At 72.4% G+C, this 25,011-nt stretch carries 27 protein-coding genes; 14 read left to right on the top strand and 13 right to left on the bottom strand.

Going from position 1 to position 25,011, the window contains the following annotated elements:
* Positions 1-4 precede the first annotated feature (4 nt).
* A complete protein-coding gene (locus OG570_RS02085) occupies positions 5-1,204 on the top strand; it encodes an IS30 family transposase (RefSeq protein WP_442788307.1) in 1,200 nt (399 codons plus the stop codon).
* 237 nt (positions 1,205-1,441) lie between these two features.
* Positions 1,442-1,921 (top strand): cysteine dioxygenase, encoded by a 480-nt coding sequence (locus OG570_RS02080; RefSeq protein WP_326951806.1) that lies wholly within the window; start codon positions 1,442-1,444, stop codon positions 1,919-1,921.
* A 10-nt stretch (positions 1,922-1,931) separates the two neighbouring features.
* On the opposite strand, the gene OG570_RS02075 is transcribed toward OG570_RS02080, so the two are convergent.
* Genes OG570_RS02075 through OG570_RS02050 form a run of 6 tightly spaced genes read right to left on the bottom strand, consistent with a single transcriptional unit; the run spans position 1,932 to position 6,771 of the window.
* A complete protein-coding gene (locus tag OG570_RS02075) occupies positions 1,932-2,909 on the bottom strand; it encodes an asparaginase (protein ID WP_326955373.1) in 978 nt (325 codons plus the stop codon).
* A complete protein-coding gene (locus OG570_RS02070; protein ID WP_326955372.1) occupies positions 2,906-3,736 on the bottom strand; it encodes a class I SAM-dependent methyltransferase in 831 nt (276 codons plus the stop codon). The genes OG570_RS02075 and OG570_RS02070 overlap by 4 nt, the downstream gene beginning before the upstream one ends.
* Positions 3,733-4,113, bottom strand: coding sequence for a VOC family protein (locus OG570_RS02065; RefSeq protein WP_326955371.1), 381 nt, complete (start codon positions 4,111-4,113; stop codon positions 3,733-3,735). Before OG570_RS02065 ends, OG570_RS02070 begins: the two co-directional genes overlap by 4 nt.
* A gap of 41 nt (positions 4,114-4,154) precedes the next feature.
* On the bottom strand, positions 4,155-4,904 hold the full coding sequence (locus OG570_RS02060; protein ID WP_326955370.1) for an FAD:protein FMN transferase: 750 nt from the start codon (positions 4,902-4,904) through the stop codon (positions 4,155-4,157).
* Positions 4,904-5,413, bottom strand: a complete 510-nt coding sequence (locus OG570_RS02055; RefSeq protein ID WP_326946987.1) for an FMN-binding protein — start codon at positions 5,411-5,413, stop codon at positions 4,904-4,906. The genes OG570_RS02060 and OG570_RS02055 overlap by 1 nt, the downstream gene beginning before the upstream one ends.
* An 11-nt stretch (positions 5,414-5,424) precedes the next feature.
* Positions 5,425-6,771, bottom strand: a complete 1,347-nt coding sequence (locus OG570_RS02050) for a ferredoxin reductase family protein (protein ID WP_326955369.1) — start codon at positions 6,769-6,771, stop codon at positions 5,425-5,427.
* A gap of 148 nt (positions 6,772-6,919) precedes the next feature.
* Here OG570_RS02050 and OG570_RS02045 point away from each other — a divergent pair, with 148 nt between their 5' ends.
* Both OG570_RS02045 and OG570_RS02040 read left to right on the top strand, forming a co-directional pair.
* On the top strand, positions 6,920-7,636 hold the full coding sequence (locus OG570_RS02045; RefSeq protein ID WP_247064039.1) for a response regulator transcription factor: 717 nt from the start codon (positions 6,920-6,922) through the stop codon (positions 7,634-7,636).
* Positions 7,633-9,060 (top strand): sensor histidine kinase, encoded by a 1,428-nt coding sequence (locus OG570_RS02040; RefSeq protein ID WP_326955368.1) that lies wholly within the window; start codon positions 7,633-7,635, stop codon positions 9,058-9,060. Before OG570_RS02045 ends, OG570_RS02040 begins: the two co-directional genes overlap by 4 nt.
* A 32-nt stretch (positions 9,061-9,092) precedes the next feature.
* On the opposite strand, the gene OG570_RS02035 is transcribed toward OG570_RS02040, so the two are convergent.
* Positions 9,093-9,686 carry a dihydrofolate reductase family protein gene (locus OG570_RS02035; RefSeq protein ID WP_326955367.1) on the bottom strand — a complete coding sequence of 198 codons (594 nt, stop codon included), beginning with the start codon at positions 9,684-9,686 and terminating at the stop codon, positions 9,093-9,095.
* A gap of 66 nt (positions 9,687-9,752) precedes the next feature.
* Positions 9,753-10,397, bottom strand: coding sequence for a pyridoxamine 5'-phosphate oxidase family protein (locus OG570_RS02030; RefSeq protein ID WP_326946992.1), 645 nt, complete (start codon positions 10,395-10,397; stop codon positions 9,753-9,755).
* 94 nt (positions 10,398-10,491) lie between these two features.
* On the opposite strand from OG570_RS02030, the gene pdxR reads away from it, so the two are divergent.
* Positions 10,492-11,865 (top strand): MocR-like pyridoxine biosynthesis transcription factor PdxR, encoded by a 1,374-nt coding sequence (gene pdxR, locus OG570_RS02025; protein WP_326955366.1) that lies wholly within the window; start codon positions 10,492-10,494, stop codon positions 11,863-11,865.
* 944 nt (positions 11,866-12,809) lie between these two features.
* Positions 12,810-13,904 (top strand): D-alanine--D-alanine ligase family protein, encoded by a 1,095-nt coding sequence (locus OG570_RS02020; protein ID WP_326955365.1) that lies wholly within the window; start codon positions 12,810-12,812, stop codon positions 13,902-13,904.
* A gap of 61 nt (positions 13,905-13,965) precedes the next feature.
* Here OG570_RS02020 and OG570_RS02015 read toward each other — a convergent pair whose 3' ends face one another.
* On the bottom strand, positions 13,966-14,502 hold the full coding sequence (locus OG570_RS02015) for a DUF3515 domain-containing protein (protein ID WP_326955364.1): 537 nt from the start codon (positions 14,500-14,502) through the stop codon (positions 13,966-13,968).
* A gap of 19 nt (positions 14,503-14,521) precedes the next feature.
* Positions 14,522-14,755, bottom strand: coding sequence for an Lrp/AsnC family transcriptional regulator (locus OG570_RS02010; protein ID WP_125306405.1), 234 nt, complete (start codon positions 14,753-14,755; stop codon positions 14,522-14,524).
* 155 nt (positions 14,756-14,910) lie between these two features.
* On the opposite strand from OG570_RS02010, the gene OG570_RS02005 reads away from it, so the two are divergent.
* Together OG570_RS02005 and OG570_RS02000 are read left to right on the top strand one after the other, a co-directional pair.
* Entirely contained in the window at positions 14,911-15,867 is a 957-nt protein-coding gene (locus tag OG570_RS02005; RefSeq protein WP_247062082.1) for a thiamine-phosphate kinase, read from the top strand.
* A gap of 16 nt (positions 15,868-15,883) precedes the next feature.
* Positions 15,884-16,363 carry a GNAT family N-acetyltransferase gene (locus OG570_RS02000; RefSeq protein ID WP_326946997.1) on the top strand — a complete coding sequence of 160 codons (480 nt, stop codon included), beginning with the start codon at positions 15,884-15,886 and terminating at the stop codon, positions 16,361-16,363.
* On the opposite strand, the gene OG570_RS01995 is transcribed toward OG570_RS02000, so the two are convergent.
* Positions 16,350-17,504: a glycoside hydrolase family 27 protein gene (locus OG570_RS01995; protein WP_326955363.1), complete on the bottom strand. Its 1,155-nt coding sequence runs from the start codon at positions 17,502-17,504 to the stop codon at positions 16,350-16,352. The genes OG570_RS02000 and OG570_RS01995 overlap by 14 nt on opposite strands.
* Positions 17,505-17,597: 93 nt before the next feature.
* Between OG570_RS01995 and OG570_RS01990 the strand changes: the two genes are divergently transcribed.
* Genes OG570_RS01990 through OG570_RS01980 form a run of 3 tightly spaced genes read left to right on the top strand, consistent with a single transcriptional unit; the run spans position 17,598 to position 19,664 of the window.
* A complete protein-coding gene (locus OG570_RS01990; protein WP_326946999.1) occupies positions 17,598-18,128 on the top strand; it encodes a gamma carbonic anhydrase family protein in 531 nt (176 codons plus the stop codon).
* A 30-nt stretch (positions 18,129-18,158) separates the two neighbouring features.
* On the top strand, positions 18,159-18,836 hold the full coding sequence (locus OG570_RS01985) for a uracil-DNA glycosylase (RefSeq protein WP_326947000.1): 678 nt from the start codon (positions 18,159-18,161) through the stop codon (positions 18,834-18,836).
* 57 nt (positions 18,837-18,893) lie between these two features.
* Positions 18,894-19,664, top strand: coding sequence for an alpha/beta fold hydrolase (locus OG570_RS01980; protein ID WP_326955362.1), 771 nt, complete (start codon positions 18,894-18,896; stop codon positions 19,662-19,664).
* Positions 19,665-19,806: 142 nt separating this feature from the next.
* Here OG570_RS01980 and rpmB read toward each other — a convergent pair whose 3' ends face one another.
* A complete protein-coding gene (gene rpmB, locus OG570_RS01975) occupies positions 19,807-19,998 on the bottom strand; it encodes a 50S ribosomal protein L28 (protein WP_247062089.1) in 192 nt (63 codons plus the stop codon).
* A 135-nt stretch (positions 19,999-20,133) separates the two neighbouring features.
* On the opposite strand from rpmB, the gene OG570_RS01970 reads away from it, so the two are divergent.
* Genes OG570_RS01970 through OG570_RS01960 form a run of 3 tightly spaced genes read left to right on the top strand, consistent with a single transcriptional unit; the run spans position 20,134 to position 24,361 of the window.
* The gene (locus OG570_RS01970) at positions 20,134-21,708 is read left to right on the top strand and encodes a DAK2 domain-containing protein (RefSeq protein WP_326955361.1); all 1,575 of its coding nucleotides are present in this window, start codon (positions 20,134-20,136) and stop codon (positions 21,706-21,708) included.
* A 2-nt stretch (positions 21,709-21,710) separates the two neighbouring features.
* Positions 21,711-23,864 carry an ATP-dependent DNA helicase RecG gene (gene recG, locus OG570_RS01965; RefSeq protein WP_326955360.1) on the top strand — a complete coding sequence of 718 codons (2,154 nt, stop codon included), beginning with the start codon at positions 21,711-21,713 and terminating at the stop codon, positions 23,862-23,864.
* Complete coding sequence (locus OG570_RS01960; protein ID WP_326955359.1) at positions 23,861-24,361, top strand: GNAT family N-acetyltransferase; 501 nt, start codon at positions 23,861-23,863, stop codon at positions 24,359-24,361. The genes recG and OG570_RS01960 overlap by 4 nt, the downstream gene beginning before the upstream one ends.
* Here the strand turns inward: OG570_RS01960 and OG570_RS01955 are convergent.
* On the bottom strand, positions 24,342-24,953 hold the full coding sequence (locus OG570_RS01955) for a TetR/AcrR family transcriptional regulator (protein ID WP_326955358.1): 612 nt from the start codon (positions 24,951-24,953) through the stop codon (positions 24,342-24,344). The two genes, OG570_RS01960 and OG570_RS01955, sit on opposite strands and share 20 nt — an antisense overlap.
* Between the last annotated feature and the right edge of the window lie 58 nt (positions 24,954-25,011).

Here is a 25,011-nt window from a genome sequence, read left to right as displayed (position 1 = left end):
GCCGATGGTTCGAGCGCATCGATGGCTGCCACGATCAGCGCAGCTGGACTTCTGGGACCAGATCCGGGCCGGGAAGGCGGCGAAGCCGGCCGCGCGAGCGGCCGGCTTCGCCCCGACCACGGGAGTGCGGCTGTTCCGCCACGCTGGCGGAGTGACCGCCAACGCACCCACCCGCCCCGGCCCACTCCGGCTGAGCATCGCCGAACGGGACGAGATCGCCTGCCTCACAGCCGCAGGTCACGGCCCCCGCGCGATCGGACGGGTGATCGGCCGGTCGGCCTCGACGGTGTCGCGGGAGCTGGCCCGCAACACCGGCCTGTCCGGCCACTACCGGGCCAGCAGTGCCCAGCACGCGGCCGAGGAACGTGCGAAACGACCCAAGACCGCGAAGCTGCGTGCCGATCCGGCGTTGCGGGCGGTGGTGCAGGACGGGCTGACCCGGAAGTGGTCGCCGCGGCAGATCTCCGAGAGACTGGTGCTGGACTTTCCCGACCGGCCGGAGATGCGGGTGTCGCACGAGACGATCTATCAGTCGCTGTATGTGCAGGGTCGGGGTGCGTTGCGCCGGGAACTGAGCGCGGCGTTGCGGACCGGGCGGGCGTTGCGGATGCCGCGGCGGCAGGCCCAGGCTCGGCGGGAGCGCCCGTCGGGCGGGATCCAGGGCATGGTCAACATTTCCGAGCGGCCTGGCGAGGCCGCTGATCGTGCGGTGCCGGGGCATTGGGAAGGTGACCTGATCCTGGGCCAGGACAATCGGTCCGCGATCGGGACGCTGGTGGAACGCTCGACCCGGTTCGTGATGCTGCTGCACCTGCCCCACGGGCGGGACGCAGCCACGGTCGCGGCGTCGATGACCGAGATGATCCAGACGTTGCCGCCGCTGCTGCTGGGCTCGCTGACCTGGGATCAGGGCAAAGAGATGGCCCATCACCGGAAGATCACCCTGGACACGGGGTTGCAGATCTACTTCTGCGATCCGCATTCGCCCTGGCAGCGCGGCAGCAACGAGAACACCAACGGTCTGCTCCGGCAGTACTTCCCCAAAGGCACCGACCTGTCCCGGCACACCGCCGCGGAGCTGGCACGGGTGGCGGCGGAGCTGAACGGGCGACCTCGGGAGACCCTCGGCTGGCGAACACCGACCGAGGCCCTCACGAAGCTACTGTCAGATCAACAAACACCAGGTGTTGCAACCACCACGTGAATCCGCCAGGCCTTCACGGCTTTCCGGCACCGGGCGGGCGGATCACGTACCGCCCGGATGCTGGGAGCCGCTTGACCGGCCTCCGGGTGGCTGGAACCGTAGGTGCCATGTTCGCACCAACCATGATCGAGTCGCGGGGTCGTCACGACCTCCGCGCCGTCATGTGTGCGTGTCGCTGTTGTCGGTGAACCCCGCCCCGGCCCAGCTCGACACCCCTTTTCTCCCGTGAGGACCCTCATGTTCGCCGTCCCGGACAACACCCTGCTGCGTCCCGAGAACCCCGCGCTGCGCCACCCCGTGCGCGTCGCGCTGGAGGTCGCCGCCGATCGCGACCGCTGGAAGCACCTGCTGCGCTACGACCCGGAGGAGCGCTACGCGACGCTCGTCTCCCAGGACGAGCAGCAGGAGGTGTGGCTGATGAGCTGGCTGCCCGGCCAGCGCACCGACCTGCACGACCACGCGATCGCCAGCGGCGCGTTCACGGTGGTCAGCGGCCACCTGACGGAGGCGGTCGCCCGCCGCGCGCCCGACGGCCGCGCGATCACCGAGCTGCACGCGCTCGCCGCGGGGCAGTCGCGGGTGTTCGGCCCGGGCTACGTGCACGAGGTCCGCAACGAAGGCCCGGACCCGGCGGTCTCGGTCCACGTCTACCGCGACGCGGGCCGTGCGATGCGCCCGTACCACCTGGACCCGCTGAGCGGTCCGATCCGCGACTGACCTGCCGGGGTCAGCCGAGGTCGCCGCGGAGGCGGAACTCCTGCTCGATGCGCGTGCGGTCGGCGCCGGCCGCCAGCAGTGTGGCCAGCAGGATCCGGGACTTGCGGGCGTCCAGCCAGCCCGCCATCGTCGCGCCCATCGCGATCAGGCTCGACTCCGAACCGCGGAAGCCGTACGTCGAGCGCAGCGTCGGCCCGGCGCCCGTCCGGGACGCGACCGCCACCGGCAGCCGCGGAACCAGCCGTTCGACGACGTCGGCCGTGCCCGCCGAGACGTGTCCGGCGCCCGCCGCGGCCAGCACCACCCCGCGCACGCGCGGATCCGCCGAGACCAGCTCCAGCACCGCGCCCGGGTCGTCCAGACCGGACTCGACCACCGGTACCAGCCCGCTGAAGTCGTCGCCGGAGAGAACAGGCAGCCGCGGCGGCGACGGGTGGAACCAGTGCACCGCCTGCTCGACGACCATGCCGAGCGGGCCCGCCGGCGCCGACGAAAACGCTTCCAGGTGGCTCGAATGCGCTTTCCGCACCCACCGCGCCGCGTGGACGTCGTCGTTCAGCGTCACCATCGCGCCGCGCCCCCGGCCGCGGGGATCGGCCGCGACGGTCAGCGCGTTCCGCAGGTTCGCCGGGCCGTCCGGGCTGAGCAGGCCCGCGTTGCGCATCGCGCCCGTGACGACCACCGGGGTCTCCGACGGCCAGCACAGGTCCAGGAAGTACGCCGTCTCCTCGAGGGTGTCGGTGCCCTGGACGACCACGAAACCGTCGGCGTCCTGTGCCAGACCCCAGTCGCGGCAGCGCAGCAGCGTCGCGAAGTCCAGCGACGCGCTGCCGATGCCGGCCAGGGTCTCCGCGCGCACCTCGAACGGCAGGTCGCCCAGACCGGCGAGCAGCTCCGCGGCGCCGAACCGCGGCACCGCGCCCCCGGAACCGCCGGCAGGGGCCATCGAGATGGTGCCGCCCAGGGTGGCGACCGCGATCACGGTCACTTGACGGCCTGGAGCGTGTAGCTCGCCGCGAGCCGTTGCGGCGTGTCCTTCAGCCGCCACTCGTCGACGGCCTCGTCGTGCACCATCTGGCCCGGGATGGCGTTCCACGGCACGCTGTCGTGCTCGGTGAGCCCGGTCAGCGTCAGCCCGGCGGCCAGCAGCGCGGTGACGATCTCGCCCAGCGAGTGGTTCCACTCGTGGGTCACCGTGTGGGTCAGTGCGCCGTCGACCTCGACGTAGGTGCCCGGCTCGTCGAACACCAGCGGCTCGGCCTGCTCGAAGTACGGGTACCGCGGCAGCGCGGGGTCGGCGGTCTCGTCGAGCGTCTGCAGCATCGGGTGCGCCTCGCGGATGAACAGCCGCCCGCCCGGCCGCAGCAGGCCCGCGACGACCTCGGCCCAGCGCGCCACCGACGGCAGCCAGCACAGGGCGCCGATTCCGGTGTAGACCAGGTCGAACGCGCCCGCGCCCAGCACGGAGACGGCGTCGTAGACGTTGGCCTCGTGGTAGTCGACGTCCGCGCCCGCCGCCTCGGCCAGCCGCCGCGCCTCGGTCAGCGCCGCGCCCGAGAAGTCGAGCCCGGACACCCGCGCGCCCAGCCGGGACAGCGACACCGTGTCCGTGCCGAGGTGGCACTGCAGGTGCACCGCGCGCAGCCCGGCGATGTCACCCAGCCGGGGCCGGTCGAAGCGCACGACGGCGCTCAGGTACGCCGGATCGGCGGCGAAGTCCGCGAAGTTGTAGTCCGGTGAGGACGCGTGCAGCGGCGCGCGGTCGTCCCAGTTGGCCTTGTTCACCCCGAAAGAGGCCGCGAACGAGTCCGTCACGACGTCGCCGCGCGCTCGGCCTTGCTGCGCAGCACGCAGAACTCGTTGCCCTCGGGGTCGGCGAGCACGGCCCAGCCGGTGCCGTCCTCGTTGCGCCGGTCGTGGAGGAGCGTGGCGCCCAGCCCGATCAGGCGCGCGACCTCTTCGTCACGCGGGACGTCCGGTTGCAGGCACAGGTGCAGGCGGTTCTTGACCGTCTTCGGTTCCGGCACCTTCAGGAACAGCAAGGCGGTGCCGTCGGACAGCTCGATGCCGACCTCGTCGTCACCCGGGTGGTCGCCGTCGGGGATCGGTTTCCCGGTGACCTGGCTCCAGAACTGGCAGAGGGTGTACGGGTCGGCGCAGTCGACGGACACGTTCAGCACGGCGGAAGGCATGCCCCGAGTCTGGCCGAGTGTCCACGCCGGAGCGACTCGATTTACGAAGCGACCGCGAGCCCCGCGGTCCGGTGCATCCGGCGGCTGTCGTCGACGATGAGGATCTCGCAGCCCGGCCGGTCCGCCGCCCACGTGATGCCCTCGGCGCCCATCGCGAACGCCGCCGTGGCCAGCGCGTCCGCCGTGACCAGGTCGCCGGCCACCACCGTGACGCTCATCAGGCCGGTCGCCGGGGTGCCGTCGCGGCCGTCGAGGATGTGCGAGCCGCGCTCGTAGGCCGCCGACGTCGCGATGGCGCCGTTGCGCGACTCCAGCACCGCGCACACGGCCAGGGGCTGCTCGGGGTGGCGGACGCCGACCCGCCACGGCCGTCCGGGTTCGGGCTCGCCGGCGGTGACGACGTCGCCGCCCGCGTTGAGGCAGAACGTCGTCGCGCCTTCGGCCTTGAGCATGTCGGCGGCGCGCTGCACCGCCCAGCCCTTCACCACCGCGCACGGGTCGAGGCCGCGCCCGGGCAGCCGCGCCCGGAACGCGCCGCCGGAGAGCTGCTCGTAGTACGCGCAGAGCTCCAGCACCTCGATCAGGTCGTCGCTCAGGTCCTCGGCCGGCAGCTCGCCGCGGTCGTAGCGGCTGACCTCGCTGTCCGGCTTGAACGGGCTGAACCGGGCGTCGACGTCGCGGAACCACGCGAAGACGTCGTCGACGACGTCGGTGAAGTCGCCGGTGTCGTCCCTGTCCCGCAGGTCGAGGGAGATCGGCAGGCCCATCACCTGTTCCACGCGGTTCGTCATCAGTTGCCCCGAGCGTCGATGGCGGCCTGCAGCGACGTCTTGTACGACTCGCTCGTCTCGGTCGCGCCGGTCACCGTGTCGATCTTCGCGCTCTGCGCCTTGATCGCCTCCTCCTGCAGCTTCGGCAACGCGGTCAGCGCGCGCCCGCCGTCCGGCGCCTGCAGCAGGGTGATCGCGGCCAGCCGGGAGCCGGCGAAGGTCACCTGGACCTGCACGGTCCCGTAGGTGCTCCACTCGGCCGTGCCCTGCGTGGTCACCGTCGCTTTCGCACTGTCCGAAGTAGACGGCGGCGGCGCGGACGTCGCAGGGGAGTTCGACGTGCCACCGGTCGGGCCACCGGCCGAAGTGGACGGTGAAGGCGCCGTTGTAGGAGCCGGAGCGGACGGTGCGACGACGGCCGGCGGTGCCTGGGCGACGGCGGTGTTCTGCACCGGCGGCCCGGGTTCGAACCGCCAGACCGCGATGAAGCCCGCGATCGACAGCGCGACGACGAAGATGGTTCTCTTCATGACGAGTCCCCCTAGGCCGCGAGGCTGAAGCGTTCGGCGTGGACCTGGGCCTTGGGCACGCGCAGCTCCCGCAGGCTGCGCAGCACGGCCGACGTCATCCCGGGCGGGCCGCAGACGAAGACGTCCCGCTCGTGCACGTCCGGCACCATCATGTGCAGGTTCGCCGGGCCGAGCATCGTGCCGCGCGGCCCGACGGCCTGGTCGGGTCCGGTGAGGACGCTCACCATCGCGCCGCGGGTCTTGGCCAGCTGGTTCAGCTCGGGCAGCAGCACCGCGTCGGCCTGCGTGCGCACCCGGTAGAGCACGACGACGTGGCCTTGGATGTCCTCCAGCAGCGCGCGGATCGGCGTGATGCCGACGCCGCCCGCCACGAGCAGCGCGTCGGGCCGCTGCTGGTGGATCGTCGTGAACGCGCCGTACGGGCCTTCGGCGAACACCCGCGTCCCGATGCGGAGGTTGCGCAGCGACGCGCTGGCGTCGCCGAGGGCCTTCGCGGTCAGGCGCAGCGTGCGGCCGTCGGGCGCCGCGGACAGCGAGAAGGGGTTGGCCTGGTACCAGCGGTCCTTGGTGAGGAACCGCCACAGGAAGAACTGGCCGGCGCGGACCGGCATCCGGTCGAGGTGCTTGCCGCTCATGTAGACCGAAACCACGTCCGGGGCCTCGGAAACGACGGCGGTGACGCGCAGCCGGTGACGCAGGTTCCGCCACAGCGGGAGCAGCACGCGCCCGGCGAGCACGGCGGCGCCGGCGCTGAGCCAGAGCGTCCACCAGTAGCCCTTCGCCATCGGCGAGCCGGCGAACGACGTCCCGAGCGCGATCTGGTGCGTGAACGCGAGGAACACCGCCGCGTAGGTGTAGAGGTGGATGAAGTGCCACGTCTCGTAGGCCAGCCGCCGGCGCGCGAACTTCGCCGACGCCGCCCCGACGATGAGGATCACCGCGAACGCGACCAGCGCGCGCAGGATGCCCTCCAGCTGGTTCGCCATGTCCACCAGCTCGTCGACGACGCCGTGGTGCTCGACCTCGGCGTACCCGAACACGATGAACACCAGGTGCGCGAGCAGCGTCCACAGGATCGTGAAGCCGGTCCAGCGGTGCCACGTCGTGAGCCGGTCCATGCCGATGCGCCGGTCCAGCCAGGGCAGCCGGGCCACCAGCAGCAGCTGGAACGCCATCGCGAGGGCGCCGTACAGCCCGGCGAGCCTGCCGATGCTGATCAGCACGTCGTCGGAGAGCCCGGCCTGCGCGAACAGGGTGGTCACGGCGGCCACGTTGGCGCCCAGGAGGAGGAAGAGGCCGGATTTCGCGGCGATCCGGGGGCGGATCGCCGGGCGCGTGGCCTCGGCGGTCTGCGTCATGCTGGTCACACGGATCCCTCGTCGGTTCGGTTCACGAAGGCCAGCCTCGCCACCGAGCCTGTGGCGAGTCTGGGTGCCGGCTGTCGGGTTCCTGTCGGCCCGCGTCACCGCCTCGCCGCCCGCTCGCGCGCCGGGAGAAGATGGGGTGGTGCAGCCCTCCGAACCCGTGCGCCTGCTCGTCGTCGACGACGAGCCGCACATCGCCGACCTCGTCGCCACCGTCGCCCGGTACGAGGGCTGGCAGGCGGTCACGGCCGGTTCCGGCAAGGCCGCGCTGAGCGAGGCGGCGGCGTTCGCGCCGGACATCGTGGTGCTGGACCTGATGCTGCCCGACTTCGACGGCTTCACCGTGCTCGACCGGCTGCGCGCGAACGGCAGCGCGGTGCCCGTGGTGTTCCTCACGGCCAAGGACGCGACGGCGGACCGGATCGCCGGGCTCACCCGCGGGGGTGACGACTACCTGGTGAAACCGTTTTCCGTCGAGGAGCTGATGGCGCGGCTGCGGGCGGTCCTGCGCCGCAGCACCGGCGCCGCGCTCCCGGCCGCCGCGCGCGGGGCCGTGCTGCGCGTCGGGGACCTGACGCTGGACGAGGACACCCGCGAGGTCCGCCGCGGCGACGGGGCGCCCGCCGAGCTGACGCCGACCGAGTACGAGCTGCTGCGCTACCTGATGCGCCGCTCGCCGTCCGTGCTGACGAAGGCGCAGATCCTCGACCACGTCTGGGAGTACGACTTCGGCGGCCGGTCCAATGTGGTCGAACTCGTCATCTCGCACCTGCGCCGCAAGATCGACGCGGGCGCGGGCGAACCGCTGATCCACACCGTGCGCGGCGTCGGGTACGTCGTGCGCCAGGTCAACCGGTGAGGGGCTTCTTCCGCCGGTGGTACGGGGCCTGGCGGCGCACCCGGCTCGGCACCCGCATCACGCTCGGCCTCGGCGCGCTCGCCCTGGTGGTGTTCGCCGCCGTCGGCGTCACGACCGTCGGGATCATGCACGGCTACCTCGACCGGCGCCTCGACGAGCAGCTGTCCAAGAGCCAGAACACCCAGGTGCCGACGCTGCGCGAGACGCACGGCTCGCCGCAGTCGGTCTACTCCTGGTACTCGGCGCTGTACTCGGTGCGCGACGGCGTCGCGACGCCCGAGCCGGGCGGGATGCTGCCGGGCGACGGCAAGCAGCTGGCGAAGATCGCCGCCGACGCCGTCGGCGGCGACGTCACCCGCGACATCTACCTCTACGACGACGGCCCCTACCGGGTGCGAGCCTGCCCGGTCGACACCGATTCGGTGCTGTTGAGCGCCGCGCCGCAGGGGGATCTGAACGGGACCGTCCGGCAGCTGGTCTGGGTCGAGGTGGGCGCGTTCGCGCTCGCGCTGGCGGTGCTCGTGGTCGTCGGCCGGCTGGTGCTGCGCCGCGGCCTGCGCCCGCTGGCCGACATGGCCGGCACCGCGCACGACATCGCGGCCCACGACCTCACCGCGAACCCCGATCTGCCGGTGCGCGCGTCGGGCAGCGGCGGCGGCGTCGAGGTGGAGGAGCTGCGGACGGCGTTCAACGTGATGCTGGCGCACATCGACACGTCACTGGCGGCCAGGACCGAGGCGAACGAGCGGCTGCGCCGGTTCGTCGCCGACGCCTCCCACGAGCTGCGCACCCCGCTGACGTCGATCCGGGGCTACGCCGACCTGTTCCGCTACGCGGCCGCGAACGAGCCGGCGGAACGCGAGGCGCACCTGAGCAAGATCCGCGAGGAGACGGCGCGGATGACCGTGCTCGTCGACGACCTCCTGCTGCTGGCCCGCCTCGACGCGCGGGCGGCCGAGACGCCGTTGCGTCCGGAGCGGACGGACCTGGCCGAGCTGGCCGGCGACGCGGCGGACGCGTTCGCCGCCGGCCGGCCCGACCACCCGGTGACGACTTCCCTGGATCCGGCCCTGGTGGACGCTGACCCGGTGCGGCTGCGGCAGGTGCTCGACAACCTGCTGGCCAACGCGGCCGTGCACACGCCGCCGGGGACCGCGGTGCACGTCGCGGTGGCGGTCGAGGGCGCCGGGGCCGTCGCCCGGGTCACCGACGCCGGGCCCGCCGCCATTGCGCCGGCCGACCAGGAGCGGATCTTCGACCGGTTCTTCCGCGTCGACGACTCCCGCACCCGCTCGGGCGGCGGCACCGGCCTCGGCCTGTCGGTGGTGCAGTCCCTGGTCACGGCGCACGGCGGCACGGTCTCGGTGGAGTCCGCCCCGGGCCGCACGACCTTCACCGTCCGGCTCCCGCTGGCCCGGTCGTGAGTGTTTAGGGCGGTTCTAACCGCCCTAAACACTCACGAGGACTTGCGCCGGTCGTAGTAGGCGATGATCACGCCCTTGGTGGTCGCGACGCTGCGGGTGAGCGTGAACTCGGTGAAGGGCGCGTCGGCGTCGAACAGGCGCGCGCCGCGGCCGAGCGTCAGCGGGTGGATCAGCAGCGTGTAGCGGTCGACGAGCCCGGCCGCGTGCAGCGCGCGCACGAGCGCGGCGCTGCCGATGACCGACAGGTCGTTGCCGGGCGTGGCCTTCAGCTCGGCCACCGTGCTCGCCGCGTCTCCGCGCAGCAGCACGGAGTTCTGCCACGCGCCGACGTCGTCCAAAGTGGTCGAAGCGACGTACTTGGTGGCCGCGTTCATGTGCGTGGTGAACGGGTTGCCGTCGGTCTGCCCGGCCCACGCGCCGATGAAGTCCTCCCAGGTGCGGCGGCCGAACAGCATGTCGCCGGGCTTGCCCATGCCCTGGCTCATCTCCTGGCCCAGGACCTCGTCCTGGTAGCGGCCGCCCCAGCCGCCGTGGGTGAAGCCGCCGCGGGTGTCCTCGTCGGGCCGGCCGAGGCCCTGGACGACGCCGTCGAGGGTGACGTTCATGGTGACGCTGAGTTCGCGCATGGGGTGTCCTTCCGCTTCGGTCTGTCGCCGCCTATACGAACGGCCACCGCGCGGATCGACAGCGTGCTACTCCCGATCGGTGACGTGCGGCGGAATCACCCAGCCGGGGGAGAGGTCGGCCGACGGCTCGGGCGCGCCGAAGACCGTCCGCACCGGCAGCACCCCGGCCCACGCGGTGTCCGCGCCGACGTCGTCCGGCTCGTCGTCGGGGCCTTCCGCGCGCATCTTCACCGACGCCTCGGCGAGGTCGAGGGAGAGCACCGACACCGCGGCGAACTCCTTGGCGTTGACCTCCCGCGCGTGCGCCCACGAACCCGGCGCGAGGTGGTCGGTGAGCACCTCGAGGCCGTGCATCTTCGCCTCGGCGTCGGTGACGAGCTTCGCCTTCCCGAGGATGACGGCGCTGCGGTAGTTCATCGAGTGGTTGTTCACCGACCGCGCGTAGACGATGCCGTCGAGCAGGGTCACCGTGACGCAGACGTCGAGGTCCTGGGTGGCTTTCCGGAGGCTCGACGCGCCGGTGGAACCGTGCAGGTAGAGCGTGTCACCGTCGCGGCCGTAGCCGGTGGGCAGGACCAGCGGGACGCCGTCGCGGACGACGCCGAGGTGGCAGATCAGGCCGTCGTCCAGCACGGCGTGCAGCACGGCGCGGTCGGTGACGGCCCGGTTCTTCTTGCGGCCGAGCGTGGTGCGGGGCGTGGTGGAAAGCATGCGACCAGCGTCTCTCCCGGCAGTGGCATCGGAAAACGTCCACTTCTCGTACACTTGGGAAGTCCACTTGGGAAGTCCACTTGAGGAGGCCCGCGTGACCCACGCCGACACCGCGCTCCCGGTCAGCCTCGACCGCGCGTCCGTCACACCGCTCGCCGTCCAGCTCGCGGACGCGCTGCGCGAGGCGGCGGCGTCCGGGCACCTGCGCGGCGGCGACCGGCTGCCGTCGACCCGCGCGCTGGCCGGCCGGCTCGGCGTCAGCCGGACGGTGACGTCGGCCGCGTACGAGCAGCTCCACGCCGAGGGCTGGATCGCCGGGCGGCACGGCTCGGGGACCTACGTGACGACGCCGCCGTCGTTTTCGGCTTCGGAGGTCCCGGCGCCGGGCGTCGCGCCTTCGGCCGAGGTCGAGCCGCCGTCGCTGCTGGACCTCGGGCCGGGCACACCGTGGGCGGCCGGGCTGGACCGCGCGGCCTGGCGCCGGGCGTGGCGCGCCGCGGCCGACCCGGACCCGCTGATCCGCGCCCACCGCGCGGGCCTGCCGGAGTACCGCGCGGCCGTGTCGGAGCACCTGCTGCGCCACCGCGGCCTGGCGGCGGGCTCGGTGCTGGCCACCGGCGGGACGACCGCCGCGGTGGTCGAGCTGGCCTCGGCGGTGCTGGAACGCGGTGACGTCGTGGCCGTCGAGGAGCCTGGCTACCAGCGCGCGGTGCAGGCGTTCCTCCGGGCGGGTATGCGGGTCGTCGGCGTCCCGGTGGACGAGGAGGGGCTGCGGCCGGAGGCGATCCCGGCGGGCGCGCGGGCGGTGTACTGCTCGCCGGCGCACCAGTACCCGATGGGCAGCCGGCTGAGCGCGGCGCGGCGGGTCTCGCTGGTCGAGCGGGCGCGGGCGTCGTCGATGCTGGTGATCGAGGACGACTACGACGGCGAGCTGCGCTTCGACGTCGCGCCGCTGCCGATGCTGGCGTCGCTGGCCCCGGACGTCGTCGCGCACCTGGGGACGACGTCGAAGATCCTGACGCCGACGCTGGGCGCGGGCTGGATGGTGGCGCCGGAGGCGATCACGTCGGCGGTGCTGGCGTACCGCGACCTGACGGGCACGCGGCCGTCGCCGGCGGGGCAGCGGGTGCTGTACGAGTTCGCGCGCAACGGAGACCTGGGAAGGCACCTGCGCAAGATCCGCCGCGAGATGGCGGAGCGCCGAACGCTCTTGGCGGGCGCCTTGGCAACGGCAGGAATCCCCCTCCGCGGCGACGACGCCGGGGCGCACCTGGTGGTCCCGTTCCCGTCGGCTGAGGTGGAGGCGTCGGTGATCGCGACGGCGGAGCGGCGGGGGATCCGGCTGGACGGGCTGGCGCGGCACTTCGCGGGAGTCCCGACGGCGCACGGAGTGGCGATCGGGTACGCGGGATGCACACGGGAGGCGTTGGTGTCGGCACTGCCGACGCTGGTCTCGCTGCTGCGCTGACGGTTTGCCAGCAGTCCGCCGCCGGCCCACCTTCGCGAGTTCCGCCTCCGGTCACGCGAGTTCCGTCCCCAGTCACGCGAGTCTCGCCTCCCATCACGCGGCTCGGCTCTCAGGCACTCGAGTTCCGGCTCCGATCACGCGAGTTCCGTTCCGAATCACGCGAGTCTCGCCTGCCGTCACGCGGCTCCGCTCTCAAGCAGCTGAGTACCGGCTTTGATCACGCGTGCCGACCTTCTGAGCCCGCGTGATGGCGGCCGGGTGCCGGGCGGCGGTCCAGTCGTTGTCCACAGCCTGGCCGTGATGTGGATAACCGGGCCCTGGCGAGGGCTTTTCCGAATTTTCGTCGGTCGGCCTGGATACGCTGGAGCGGGGATGGACCCCCTGGGAGGGCGGGCGCTGTGTTCGGGCGGGCGGGCGCTGTGTTCGGGCGGGCGGGCGCTGTGTTCGGGCGGGCGGGCGCTGTGTTCGGGCGGGCGGGCGCTGTGTTCGGGCGGGCGGGCGCTGTGTTCGGGCGGGCGGGCGCTGTGTTCGGGCGGGCGGGCGCTGTGTTCGGGCGGGCGGGCGCTGTGTTCGGGCGGGCGGGCGCTGTGTTCGGGCGGGCGGGCCAGCCGAGCGGACGTACGGGCCGGGCAAGGGGACGGGCGGGCCGCCAAGGAGACGGGCGGGTCAGCCGGGCAATCCGCGTAAGGCCGGCACTCGCGTCCGGCCGACACCCCGCGTACGGCTCACAAAGGGCGAGTCGGCTGCGCGGGGAGGTGCTCGGTGCGGCGCTGCCGCGTTGGTGCCGGTGTTGGTGCTGACATCGGTGTCGCTGCTGCGCTGACAATGCCCCTCGTAGGTAACGACGTCCCTGGGCCACGAGGGTTGCGTTCGGCGCTCTGAGCGTCTCGCCCGTCGCACGGGGCTGGGGTGTTCGTCGAGGTCACCGGGTACGGTGGCTCACCATGAGCGAGAAGATCCGGGTGGCGGTCGTGTTCGGCGGGCGCAGTAGCGAGCACACCATCTCCTGCCTGTCCGCGGGCAGTGTCCTGGGGAACCTCGACCCGGAGCGGTTCGAAGCCGTCCCGGTCGGCATCACTCGTGAAGGGCGCTGGGTGCTCGGGACCGGCGACTCCGCTCAGCTCGCCATCCGCGGCCGTGAGCTGCCGTCCGTCGAAGACGGCAAGAACCTCGTGCTCGCCGGGGATCCCTCCAGCCAGGGGCTCGTCGCCGTCGAGCCGGGGCGGGAAAGCGAGCTGCTGTCCCAGGTGGACGTCGTTTTCCCGGTGCTGCACGGCGCCTTCGGTGAGGACGGCACCATCCAGGGCCTGCTCGAGCTCGCCGGCATCCCGTACGTCGGCCCTGGCGTGCTCGCCAGCGCGGCCGCCATGGACAAGGAGACCGCGAAGAAGCTCCTGGCCGCCGAAGGACTTCCGGTCGGTACCTTCGCCGCGCTCCGCCGGGGTCAGTCCACTTTGGACGACGAGGCCAAAACCCAGCTCGGCCTGCCGGTGTTCGTGAAGCCGTCGCGCGCCGGTTCCTCGGTCGGCATCAGCCGCGTGACGTCCTGGGACGACCTCGACGCCGCCATCGAGCTGGCCCGCGCCACCGACCCGAAGGTCCTCGTCGAGGCGGCCGTCGTCGGTCGCGAGGTCGAGTGCGGTGTCCTGGAGTTCCCGGACGGCCGCGTCGAGGCGTCGCTCCCGGCCGAGATCCGCGTCCTGTCCGAGGACGAAAACGCTTGGTACGACTTCGAAACCAAGTACCTGGGTGATGACGCCGAGCTGGACATCCCGGCCAAGCTCGACGACGCCGTCACCGAGAAGCTCCGCGCGATGGCCGTCGAGGCCTTCCGGGCGCTGGACTGTCAGGGCCTCGCCCGCGTCGACTTCTTCGTGGGCGCCGACGGCGAACCGAGCATCAACGAGGTCAACACGATGCCCGGCTTCACGACGAAGTCCGCCTACCCGAAGATGTGGGAAGTCACCGGCGTGGACTACCCGACCCTGCTGACCACCCTCATCGAGACGGCGATCGCCCGCGGCACCGGCCTCCGCTAGCCCAAAGCCGTGAAGGCCTCCTTACCGGCCATAAGAGCCGGGAAGGAGGCCTTCACGGCTTTCAGGAGAACCGCAGCGGGCGCGCGGGCAGCTTCGCGGCCACCGTGTCCGAGATCTGCTGCAACGGGCCCGTTCCGGCGCTGTCCGGCACCGTGAGGGCCGAGTAGACCTCGCGGTCCACCACGTACCACGTCGACGCGCCGTCGCCCGGGACCTGCAGCCACTGGACGCCGTTCACCAGCCTCAGCTGTGACGTCGGGGTCAGCTCCGGCGGGCGGTCCAGCCCGCACCGGAGCACCAGCGGGTCGGTCGTGCCCCACGCCACCGTCGCCGGCGGGGCCGGGTCCGCCAGGGTGCGCAGCGAGAGCGATGACCCGTTCGACGTCAGCTCGGTCGGCACCGCGCCCAGCAGCGTCTTGCACGCCGGGGACGCCGCCGCCGGGGCGGGCACGGAGACCAGCGGCAACGGGCCGGCCGCGGGATCCGGAGAACGGTGAGTCAGGGCGAAGACGGCCACGGCGACCGCCAGGGCCACGGCGAGCGCGGCCGCGGTGACGAGCACCACCCTGGGTGGGGCGCCGGTGTCGGAGTCAGGCACCGGACCACTACACCACTGCTCAGAGATGCACGACCGGGCAGGTCAGCGTCCGGGTGATGCCTTCCACGTTCTGCACCTTCGCGACCACGAGCTGGCCCAGCTGGTCCACGCTGTCGGCGGCCGCGCGCACGATGACGTCGTACGGGCCGGTGACATCCTCCGAGCTGGTCACACCAGGGATGCTCGAGATCTCGGCCGCCACCGCGGCCGCCTTGCCGACCTCGGTCTGGATGAGGATGTATGCGTGGACCACGGCGCGCCCTTTCGTCGGGATCGATCGGCTCAGGGTAGGAACTTGGGAGCAGGAACGTTCTCAGCCAGCAACGTATCGCCAGCTCACGCAAAAACATAGGGCATCCGACTATCGGTGATCGATCTTTGTCCCGGTAGAGAAAGCAGAGGTGACCGGTGTCACCGAACGACGCAACGGTCGCCGAGACCGGGGAGTTCGCGCTCATCCGAGCCGTCACGGAAGGACGCCGCCAGCCCCCGGGCACGCTGCTCGGCCCCGGCGACGACGCCGCCGTGATCGCCGCCCCCGACGGGCGCGTGGTCGCCAGCACGGACGTCCTGGTGCAGGGGGTGCACTTCCGGCTCGACTGGTCCGCCCCGGAGCAGGTCGGGCGCAAGGCCGTCGCGGTCAACCTGGCCGACATCGCCGCCATGGGCGCCGCGCCGACGTCCGTCCTCGTCGGCATCGCCTGCCCGCCCGACACCCCGCGCGAGGTGATCACCGCGCTGGCCGACGGCATGTGGGCCGAGGCCGAACGCGCCGGCGTCGGCGTCTCCGGCGGTGACATGGTCCGCGCCGACCAGCTCGTGATCAGCGTCACCGCGCTCGGCGACCTCGGCGACCGCGAACCGGTGACGCGCTCGGGGGCCCGCCCCGGCGACGTCGTCGCGGTCTGCGGGAAGCTCGGCTGGGCGGCCGCGGGCCTGGCCGTGCTCGGCCGCGGCTTCCGGTCCCCGGTCGGCGTCGTCAACGCCCAGCGCGCCCCGGAGCCGCCGTACGAAGCCGGGCCGCGCGCCGCGCTCGCCGGGGCCACGGCCATGATCGACGTCTCCGACGGGCTACTGGCCGATCTGGGGCACATCGCCGAGGCGTCCGGGGTCGGCATCGACGTCCGCACCGCCGACCTCGACGTCCCCGCCCGGCTCACCGAAGTCGGCGCCGCGCTGGGCGCGGACCCGCTCGACTGGGTCCTCACCGGCGGCGAGGACCACGCCCTGGTCGCCACGTTCCCGTCGTTCACCGAGCTGCCGGAGGGTTGGCGCACCATCGGCGTCGCGACCATGCCGGACTCGGGGATCACCGTGGACGGCAAGCCTTCGACGCGAGAAGGCGGCTGGACCCACTGGCGCTGATCTAGGCTCTGCGAACGTGAGAATCGTTCCGGTCCCCTACGACCACCCCGACGCGGCCAAGCTCATGGCCGCGGTGCAACAGGTTTACGTCGAGCGCTACGGCGACGAAGACGCCACCCCGATGGACCCCGCGCAGTTCGACCCGCCGCAGGGCCTGTTCCTCATCGGCTACCAGGGCGACGAAGCCGTCGCTTGTGGAGCGTGGCGCGCGCACGACGGCCCCGCCCCCGACTTCCAGGACGGCGACGCCGAGTTCAAGCGGATGTACGTCGCCGACTCCGCGCGTGGTCGCGGGTTCGCGCGGATGATCCTGTTCGAGCTGGAGCGCACGGCGGCGCTGTCCGGCCGCAAGCGCGCGGTGCTGGAAACCGGCACCAAGCAGCCGGAGGCGATCGCGCTCTACGCGTCGTCGGGCTACGTCGAGATCCCCGGCTTCGGCATCTACAAGAACGAGCCGGACAGCCGGTGTTACGCCAAGGACCTCAGCGGGGCGTGAGCTTCAGCAGGGCCGCGGCGTGCGGGCGCAGGGACGCGGAGATCGCGGTGCCCACGTCCTGGTGGGCCCAGAGATCCCGGACGTTCCAGGCGCCCGGGACCGTCGCGGACACGGTCGCGGTGGTGGTGCCGGTGTTGAGCAGCACCACCGCGAACCCGCCGCCGGACAGGGGCTTGCCCCACACCTGGTAGCCCGGCCCGGCCGCGAGCTGCCGGCCCTGGCCGCCCGCGAAGTCCTGGTCGACGGCGATCGCCTCGGGGTTGCCCAGCGTCGCGAGGTCGTCGTCGCCCAGCTTCGCCGGATCGGTCCCGGCGAACAGCGGCGCGTTCAGCACGGCCCAGACGCTGAAGTGCGCGCGGGCCTCGTCGGCGGTCAGCGTGCCGTTGCCGACCTGCAGCATGTCCGGGTCGTTCCAGCCGCCGGGCGAGCCGCTGTGGACGGCGACGGCGGCCTGCTGGTCGATCGTCGCGAGCACGGAGTCCCAGGTCGGGGTCAGGTCGTAGGTGGTCCGCCACAGGTTCGCCACCGGCCGCGCCCAGGTCCACGGGCTGGAGACGCCGTATTCGGAGATCGCGTAGACGATCGGGCGGGGGAGCGCGGCCAGCTCGTCGCGCATCTTCTCGAACGCCGCCCGCCGGTCCAGGCCGTCGACCGTGTCGGCATTGCACCAGTCGTACTTGAGGTAGTCGACGCCCCAGCGGTCGAACGTCTCGGCGTCCTGCCGCTCGTGGCCGAGCGAACCGATGCCGGCCGCGGGGTAGGCGTCGTTGGCCATCGCGCAGGTCCGGCTGCCCGGCACGGCGTAGATCCCGAACAGCAGGCCGCGCGAGTGGACGTAGTCGGCGAGGTCGGCGATGCCGTGCGGGAACCGCGTGGGATCGGCCTGCAGCGAGCCGTCGGCGGCGCGCGCGGGGGCCTGCCAGCAGTCGTCGACGACGACGTAGCGGTACCCGGCGTCGCGCAGGCCGTCGTCCGCGAGCGCGTCGGCGGCCTGCTTGACGACGTCCTCGGTGAGGTCGTGACAGCGGACCTGGTTCCAGCTGTTCCAGCCCATCGGCGGCGTCGTGGCCAGGCCGTTCGCCATTGCCGGCGCCGCGACGGGCGCGCTCAACAGCCAGGCCAGCGCGACGAGCAGGAGCACGAGGAGCGTGCTTCTCGGACGGGTGTGCTGCCTCGGGTCGATGACGTGATCCAATCGCATGGCACGTGAAACCGCAGTCACCCCGGAGGCGGCATGCCGATCTACGCGCTCGGTTCGCTCGAACCGACGATCCACCCCGACGCCTACGTCCACCCGGACGCGACGGTCATCGGCGACGTCCGGATCGCCGCCCACGCGTCGGTGTGGCCGCAGACCGTGCTGCGCGGCGACCACGGCTACATCGAGATCGGCGAGCGCTCCAACGTCCAGGACGGCTGCGTCCTGCACTGCACCGAGCAGCACCCGACGATCCTCGGCCCGTCGTCGGCGGTGGGGCACGCGGTGCACATCGAGGGCGCGAAGATCGGCACCGGCTGCCTGATCGCGTCCGGCTCGGTGGTGCTCAACGGCACGGTGGTCGAGGACGGCGGCATGGTCGGCGCGGGCGCGGTGCTGTCGTACGGCTCGTACGTCAAGACCGGCGAGATCGCCCTCGGCGTGCCCGCGAAGACGCGGGAGAACAAGTCCTTCGGGCCGGAGAGCATCGCTCTCGTGGTGGATTCGTACGTCGAGCGGGCGAAACGGTTCCGCGTCGAACTGCGGCGGCTCGACCCGCGCGAGTGACGGCGGCCACGGCCGGTAAGCTCGCCGCCCGTGACCGCACGACCGCTGCAGGACATCGTCGAGGCAGGCTGGGCCGAGGCCCTGGAACCGGTGGCGCCGCAGGTCGCCGCGATGGGGGAGTTCCTCCGCGCGGAGATCACCGCGGGCCGCACGTACCTCCCGGCGGGTGAACACGTGCTGCGGGCGTTCAAGCAGCCGTTCCACGACGTCCGGGTGCTGATCGTCGGCCAGGACCCGTACCCGACGCCCGGGCACGCCGTCGGCCTGAGCTTCTCGGTGGCGCCGGACGTCCGGCCGATCCCGAAGAGCCTGGTCAACATCTACAAGGAGTACGCCGAGGACCTCGGCCACCCGCTGCCGGCCAACGGCGACCTGACGCCGTGGGCCGACCAGGGCGTCCTGCTGCTCAACCGGGCGCTGACGGTGCAGCCGGGCAAGTCGAACTCGCACCAGGGCAAGGGCTGGGAAGACGTCACCGAGCAGGCGATCAAGGCCCTCGCGGCCCGGTCCGAGCCGATGGTGGCGATCCTCTGGGGCCGCAACGCCCGCAACCTGCGCCCGATGCTGGGCGAGGTGCCGTGCATCGAGTCGGCGCACCCGAGCCCGCTGTCGGCGCACAACGGCTTCTTCGGGTCGCGCCCGTTCAGCCGCGCCAACGAACTGCTGGAGCAGCAGGGCGCCGCGCCGGTCGACTGGAAGCTCCCGTAGGTTCGGTGTCCGGATCGGAGTGACGGCTCCGACCAGGGGGAAACCTTTGGAGGGCTCATGAACGTCACATCGGCCGACGGCACGACCATCGCCTACGACCAGCGCGGCACGGGCGCGCCCGTGATCCTGGTCGGCGGCGCGTTCAACGACCGGACCACGGTCGCCGGCCTGGCCGACGTCTTGGCTGCGGACTTCACGACGATCGCGTACGACCGCCGTGGCCGCGGCGACAGCGGTGACACCAGTCCGTACGCGGTCGAGCGGGAGATCGAGGACATCGCGGCGCTGATCGCCGAGGTCGGCGGCTCGGCGTCGGTGTTCGGCCACTCGTCGGGCGCGGTGCTGGCCCTGGAGGCGGCCGGAGCGGGCCTGGCGATCGAGAAGCTGGTGGCGTACGAACCGCCGTACGCGACGGACGCGGAATCACGCCCCGACGTCACGGAGAAGGTGGCCGCGCAGATCGCCGCGGGCGACCGCGACGGCGCGGCGGCGACGTTCCTCGAGGTCGCGGGCACCCCGCCCGAGGTCATCGAAGGGATGAAGCGGGCCCCGGTGTGGGGCTGGTTCACGTCGCTGGCGCACACGCTCCCGTACGACCTGGAGATCTGCGGCCCGGGTGCCCGCCCGCGCAAGGACCACCTGGCCCGGATCACGGCCCCGACGTTGGTCATCGGCGGCGGCGCCAGCCCGGAGAAGCTGCAGTCAGGAGCCCGCGTCGCGGCGTCGGCGGTCCCCGGTGCCCGCCACGAGACCCTCCCGGGCCAGGACCACGGAGTGCTGCAGCACCCGGAGTCCCTGCGCGACATGCTGGTGGAGTTCTACAAGTGAGCTGACCGCTCAGGTGACCCCGCCGGGGGTCCAGGGGGCTTGCCCCCTGGCGGGGGTCTGGGGGTTCGACCCCCAGAAGACACCTAAGGCGAAAAAAATGGCGAGTGCTCTCCACGAGCACTCGCCACCTTTAAGTTTCGCCTTAGCCCCGGACGACCTTGCCCGCCTTGATGCACGAGGTGCACACGTTCAGGCGCTTGCGCTGGGAAATACCCACCTTGGCGTGGACGGTCTGGATGTTCGGGTTCCACCGGCGGTTGGTACGCCGGTGGGAGTGCGAGACCGACTTGCCGAAGCCGGGTCCCTTGCCACAGACGTCGCACACGGCAGCCACGTCGAACTCCTTTGGATCTGGGTCATAGAAATGAGCCCAGACGGACTGGGCAACTCGACCATAGTAACCAGTGGCTCCGCCGGGTTCCGCACGGGGTCGATACGCTCGCCCCGGGAACGGCGAGGAGGTCACGGGGTGCGGGTGCTGGACGCGGCGGCGGTGTCGGCCTGGGCTGCGGGTTGTGTGCGCAGCCTGGCGAGCCTGCGGCCGGCCATCGACGGGATCAACGTCTACCCCGTGGCGGACTCCGACACCGGCTCCAACATGCTCTTCACGATGACCGGCGCGGCCGCCGAGCTCGACGTCGCGGCGCCGGCGACCGCCGCCGACGCGCTGAGGGTCCTCGCGCGCGGGGCCGTCGCCTCGGCCAAGGGCAACTCCGGCGTGATCCTCTCCCAGGTCGTGCGCGGGCTGGCCGACCGGGCCGAGGGCGAGCTGGACGGCCCGTGGCTGGCCGCCGCGCTGGGGCACGCCGACGAGGTCGCCACCGGGGCCGTGAGCCGGCCGGTCGCCGGGACCATCCTGACCGTGCTGCACGCCGTCGCCCTCGCCGTCCGCGGCGATACGCGTCAGCTCGGCGAAGTGGCGCGAACCGCCGCGAAGGAAGCCGCGCACGCGCTCGAGAAGACGCCGCTCCAGCTGCCCGCGCTGGCCAAGGCCGGGGTCGTCGACGCCGGGGCCCGCGGGCTCGTCGCCGTGCTCGACGCGCTGGTCGGGGTGCTCACCGGCACCGCGGTCGAGCAGGACCACGCGCTCGAAGTGCCGGTGGTGGCGGACGAGGTCTACGCCTGGGAGGTCATGTACCTGCTCGACGGCGTCGACGAGGCGAGCCTGCCGACCCTGCGCAAGGAGCTGGGCGGCCTCGGCGACAGCGTCACGGTGGCCGGTGACGGCTCGGGCAGCCACGCCGTGCACGTCCACTGCGCCGACATCGGCGCCGCCATCGAAGCCGGGCTGACGCTGGGGCGGCCGCGCCGGATCCGCGTCGAACCGCTGCTCACGCCGACGCCGATCGAGCCGGGCGGCGGGATCGACCGCACCGTCGTCGCCGTCGTGCACGGCGGCGGGCTGGCCGAGGTGCTGCGCGCCGAGAGCATCCCGGTCCTGGAAGTGCCCGAAGGCACCACACCGAGCGTCGAGGACATGATCGGCCTGCTCAACGAGGCCGCCGGCCGGCACGTCACGGTGCTGCCGGGCGGGGTCGCGCTGACCGCGGCGGCCGACACCGCGGCGGGCCACGCGATGGCCGCCGACCGCGACGTCGTGGTCATCCCGTGCACGTCGCCGGTGCAGGTGCTCGCGGCGCTGGCCGTGCACGACGCCGGGCGCCGCACCAACGACGACGTCGTCGCGATGGCCGAGGCGGCCGCCGCGACCAGGCGTGGCGAACTGCGGATCGCGCAGGAGGAGTCGCTAACCTGGGTGGGCCGGGCCCAGTCCGGCGACGTGGTCGGCTTGGTCGACGACGAGGTGGTGCTCATCGAGGCCGCCCCGGCGTCGGAGACCAACCTCGTCGCGGCGGCGATGAAGGTGCTGAACCGGATGCTGGCGCTGGGCGGGGAACTGGTGACGGTGCTGAGCGGGGCGGCCGCGCCGCCGGGGGTCGCCGAAGAGCTCGCGGAGCAGCTTCGGGTGGAGCACCCCGAGGTGGAGCTGGCCGGGTACGCGGGTGGGCAGGCGGACGCCGTGCTGCTGATGGGAGTCGAATAGCGATGGCCGGACTGCGCGACAAGCTGCCGTTGCTGCTGGGTGCCAAGACGGCGAAGGCGCTCGCCACGGCGTTGGACATCGAGACGGTCAGCGACCTGCTGCGCCACTACCCGCGCCGCTACGCCGAGCGCGGTGAGCTCACCGACATCGCCGGCCTCGAGCTGGGCGAGCACGCGACCGTGCTGGCGCGCATCGAAAAGGTGAGCAAGCGCCGGATGAAGGCCCGCAACGGGACCATCATCGACATGGTGATCACCGACGGGAAGCGCCGGCTCACGTGCGCCTTCTTCAACCAGGCCTGGCGGGAGAAGGACCTGGTGCCCGGCAAGTCCGGCCTGTTCGCCGGCAAGGTCTCGGCGTTCCGCGACACCCTGCAGCTGACCAACCCCGAGTACGAGCTGTTCGAGGCCGATCGCGAAGCCGAGGCGATGGACGACTTCCTGGCCGCCATCATCCCGGTTTACCCGGCGGCGCAAGGCATGCCGACGTGGTCGATCGCCAAGTGCGTCCGCCAGGTGCTCGACGTCCTCGACGTCGACGAGGACCCGATGCCGCCGGAGCTGCTGCGGCTCCAGCACCTGGGGGACCTCGAAAACGCGCTGCGCGGCATCCACCGCCCGGAGAACTGGGCGCACCTGGAGGCGTCGAAGAAGCGCCTCAAGTGGGACGAAGCGATGGCCGTGCAGCTGATCTTCGCGCAGCGCCGGCATTCCGCGATCTCCCGGCCGGCCAAGGCGAACCCGCACGTCGACGGCGGGATCATGGACGCCTTCGACAAGCGGCTCCCGTTCGACCTCACCGCGGGCCAGCGCGGCATCGGCGACGAGATCGCCGGCGACCTGGCGACCGAGCACCCGATGAACCGGCTGCTGCAGGGCGAGGTCGGCTCGGGCAAGACGATCGTCGCGCTGCGGGCGATGCTGCAGGTCGTCGACAACGGGCGGCAGTCCGCGCTGCTGGCGCCGACCGAGGTGCTCGCCGCGCAGCACGCGCGGTCGCTGCGCGAGATGCTCGGCGACCTGGCGCAGGCCGGCGAGTTGGGCGCGGCCGAGAAGGCCACCCGCGTCACGCTGCTCACCGGGTCGATGGGCGCGAAGGAACGCAAGAAAGCGTTGCTGGAGGCCATGAGCGGCGAGGCGGGCATCATCGTCGGCACGCACGCGCTCATCCAGGAGACCGTGCAGTTCGCCGACCTCGGCCTGGCCGTCGTCGACGAGCAGCACCGCTTCGGCGTCGAGCAGCGCGACGCCCTGCGCACCCGCGGCAGCGAGGGCACCAGCCCGCACGTGCTGGTGATGACCGCGACGCCGATCCCGCGCACGGTCGCCATGACCGTCTACGGCGACCTGGAGATCTCCGCGCTGCGCGAGATGCCGGTCGGCCGGTCGCCGATCAGCACTACGGTCGTCCCGGTGGCGGAGAAACCGGCGTGGATGGACCGCGTCTGGCAGCGCGTCACCGAAGAGGTGTCCAAGGGGCACCAGGCCTACATCGTGTGCCCGCGGATCGGCGACGAGCCGCCGTCGGACAAGAGCGACAAGCGGCCGCCGGTCGCCGTCCTCGACATCGCGCCGCAGCTGGTGGAGGGCCCGCTCAAGGGCTTGCGCATCGCCGTGCTGCACGGCCGGATGCCCGCGGACGACAAGGACGCCGTGATGCGCGCCTTCGCCGCGGGGGAGCTGGACGTGCTGGTGGCCACCACCGTGATCGAGGTCGGCGTCAACGTGCCGAACTCGACGGCGATGGTGATCATGGACGCCGACCGGTTCGGGATCAGCCAGCTGCACCAGCTGCGCGGCCGCGTCGGCCGGGGCAGCGTGCCGGGGCTGTGCCTGCTGGTCACCGAAGCCCTCGACGGCACGACGACCCGCGAGCGGCTGGCGGCGGTCGAGTCGACCACGGACGGGTTCGAGCTGTCCCGCCTCGACCTGGAGCTGCGCCGCGAAGGTGACATCCTCGGCGCCGCGCAGTCCGGGAAGCGGTCCACGCTGAAGCTGCTTTCCTTGCTGCGGGACGAAGACGTCATCGCGGAGTCGCGGGCGAGGGCGCAGGAGATCGTCGAGAAGGACCCGGCGATCTCGAAGTTCCCCGGTCTGGCCCAGATGGTCGCGGACGTCGTCGACGTCGATCGTGCGGAGTACCTGGAGAAGTCGTGACCGCCGTGGTCCGGCCCGCCACCGAGGCGGACGCGGGCGCGATCGGCGAGATCCACGTGCGGTCGTGGCAAGCGGCCTACGACGGCCTGATGCCGGCGGAGTTCCTCGCCCGCATCTCGGTCGGGAGCCGGACGGCGGGCTGGGCCCGCACCCTGCGCGACGGCGGCCGCGTGCTCGTGGTGGAAGCCCCGCAGGTGGTCGGGTTCGCCGCGTTCGGCCCGCGCCGCGACGGGCCGGACGAGGGTGAGCTGTACGCGATCTACCTGCACCCCGAGGTGTGGAGCCGCGGTCTGGGCCGGTTGCTGCACGAACAGGTGCTGACGTCGCTGGCCGAGAGCTGGCCGGCCGCGGTGCTGTGGGTGCTGGCGACGAACGAGCGTGCGAAGACGTTCTACGAGCGTGCGGGCTGGTCGCTCGACGGCGGCACGCGCACCGAGACGATCGACGGTGGCGCGGTTTCGCTGGAGGAGCTGCGGTTCAGCCGTCCGTTGCCGTGACGAACACCCCGGCTTTGGCGGCGGCCGCCGCTGCCGCCGCGGCGACGTCGGCGTCTCGCGGCGTCACGCCTTCGCGGGAGACGAACAGGCGGTAGAAGACCGGCCCGCAGGCGACGCGCACGACCTCGACCGCGTCCGTCCCGGCCGGGACTTCGCCGCGGGCCACGGCTCGCTCGACGATCGGGGCCGACCGCGCGTGGCGGTCGACGTAGAACTCCTCCAGGGCGGCCGCCGCGCGGGTCGAGAGGAACGCCGCCGAGATCGACGCGATCGGCAGCTCGCGCAGGCCCGGCTCGGTGAAGAAGTGCACCAGCTCCCGGTTGACCTCGCGCAGGTCGCCTTCGAGGGAGCCGGTGTCCGGCGCGGCCCACTCCTGCTCGGTGCCCATCAGCAGCGCCGCCGCGACCAGGCCTTCGGCGGACTCCCAGCGGCGGTACAGCGTCGTCTTGTGGACGCCGGAGCGTTCGGCCACGGCCTCGACCGTCAGCTCCGCGTACCCGCGCTCGCCGAGCAGCTCCAGGGTCGCGTCGAGGGCGGCGCGGCGGGTCCGCTCGGTGCGGCCGCCCGGGCGCTGCGTGCCGATGGTCTCCAAGTGCCACTCCCGTTGCGTTAGTGCTCCCAGTGTAGATCAGCCGATCGGGCGACAGCCC

This window comes from Amycolatopsis sp. NBC_01286, from assembly GCF_035982555.1.
Classification (GTDB): Bacteria; Actinomycetota; Actinomycetes; order Mycobacteriales; family Pseudonocardiaceae; genus Amycolatopsis.
This window is presented reverse-complemented; position numbering and strand designations above follow the sequence as displayed.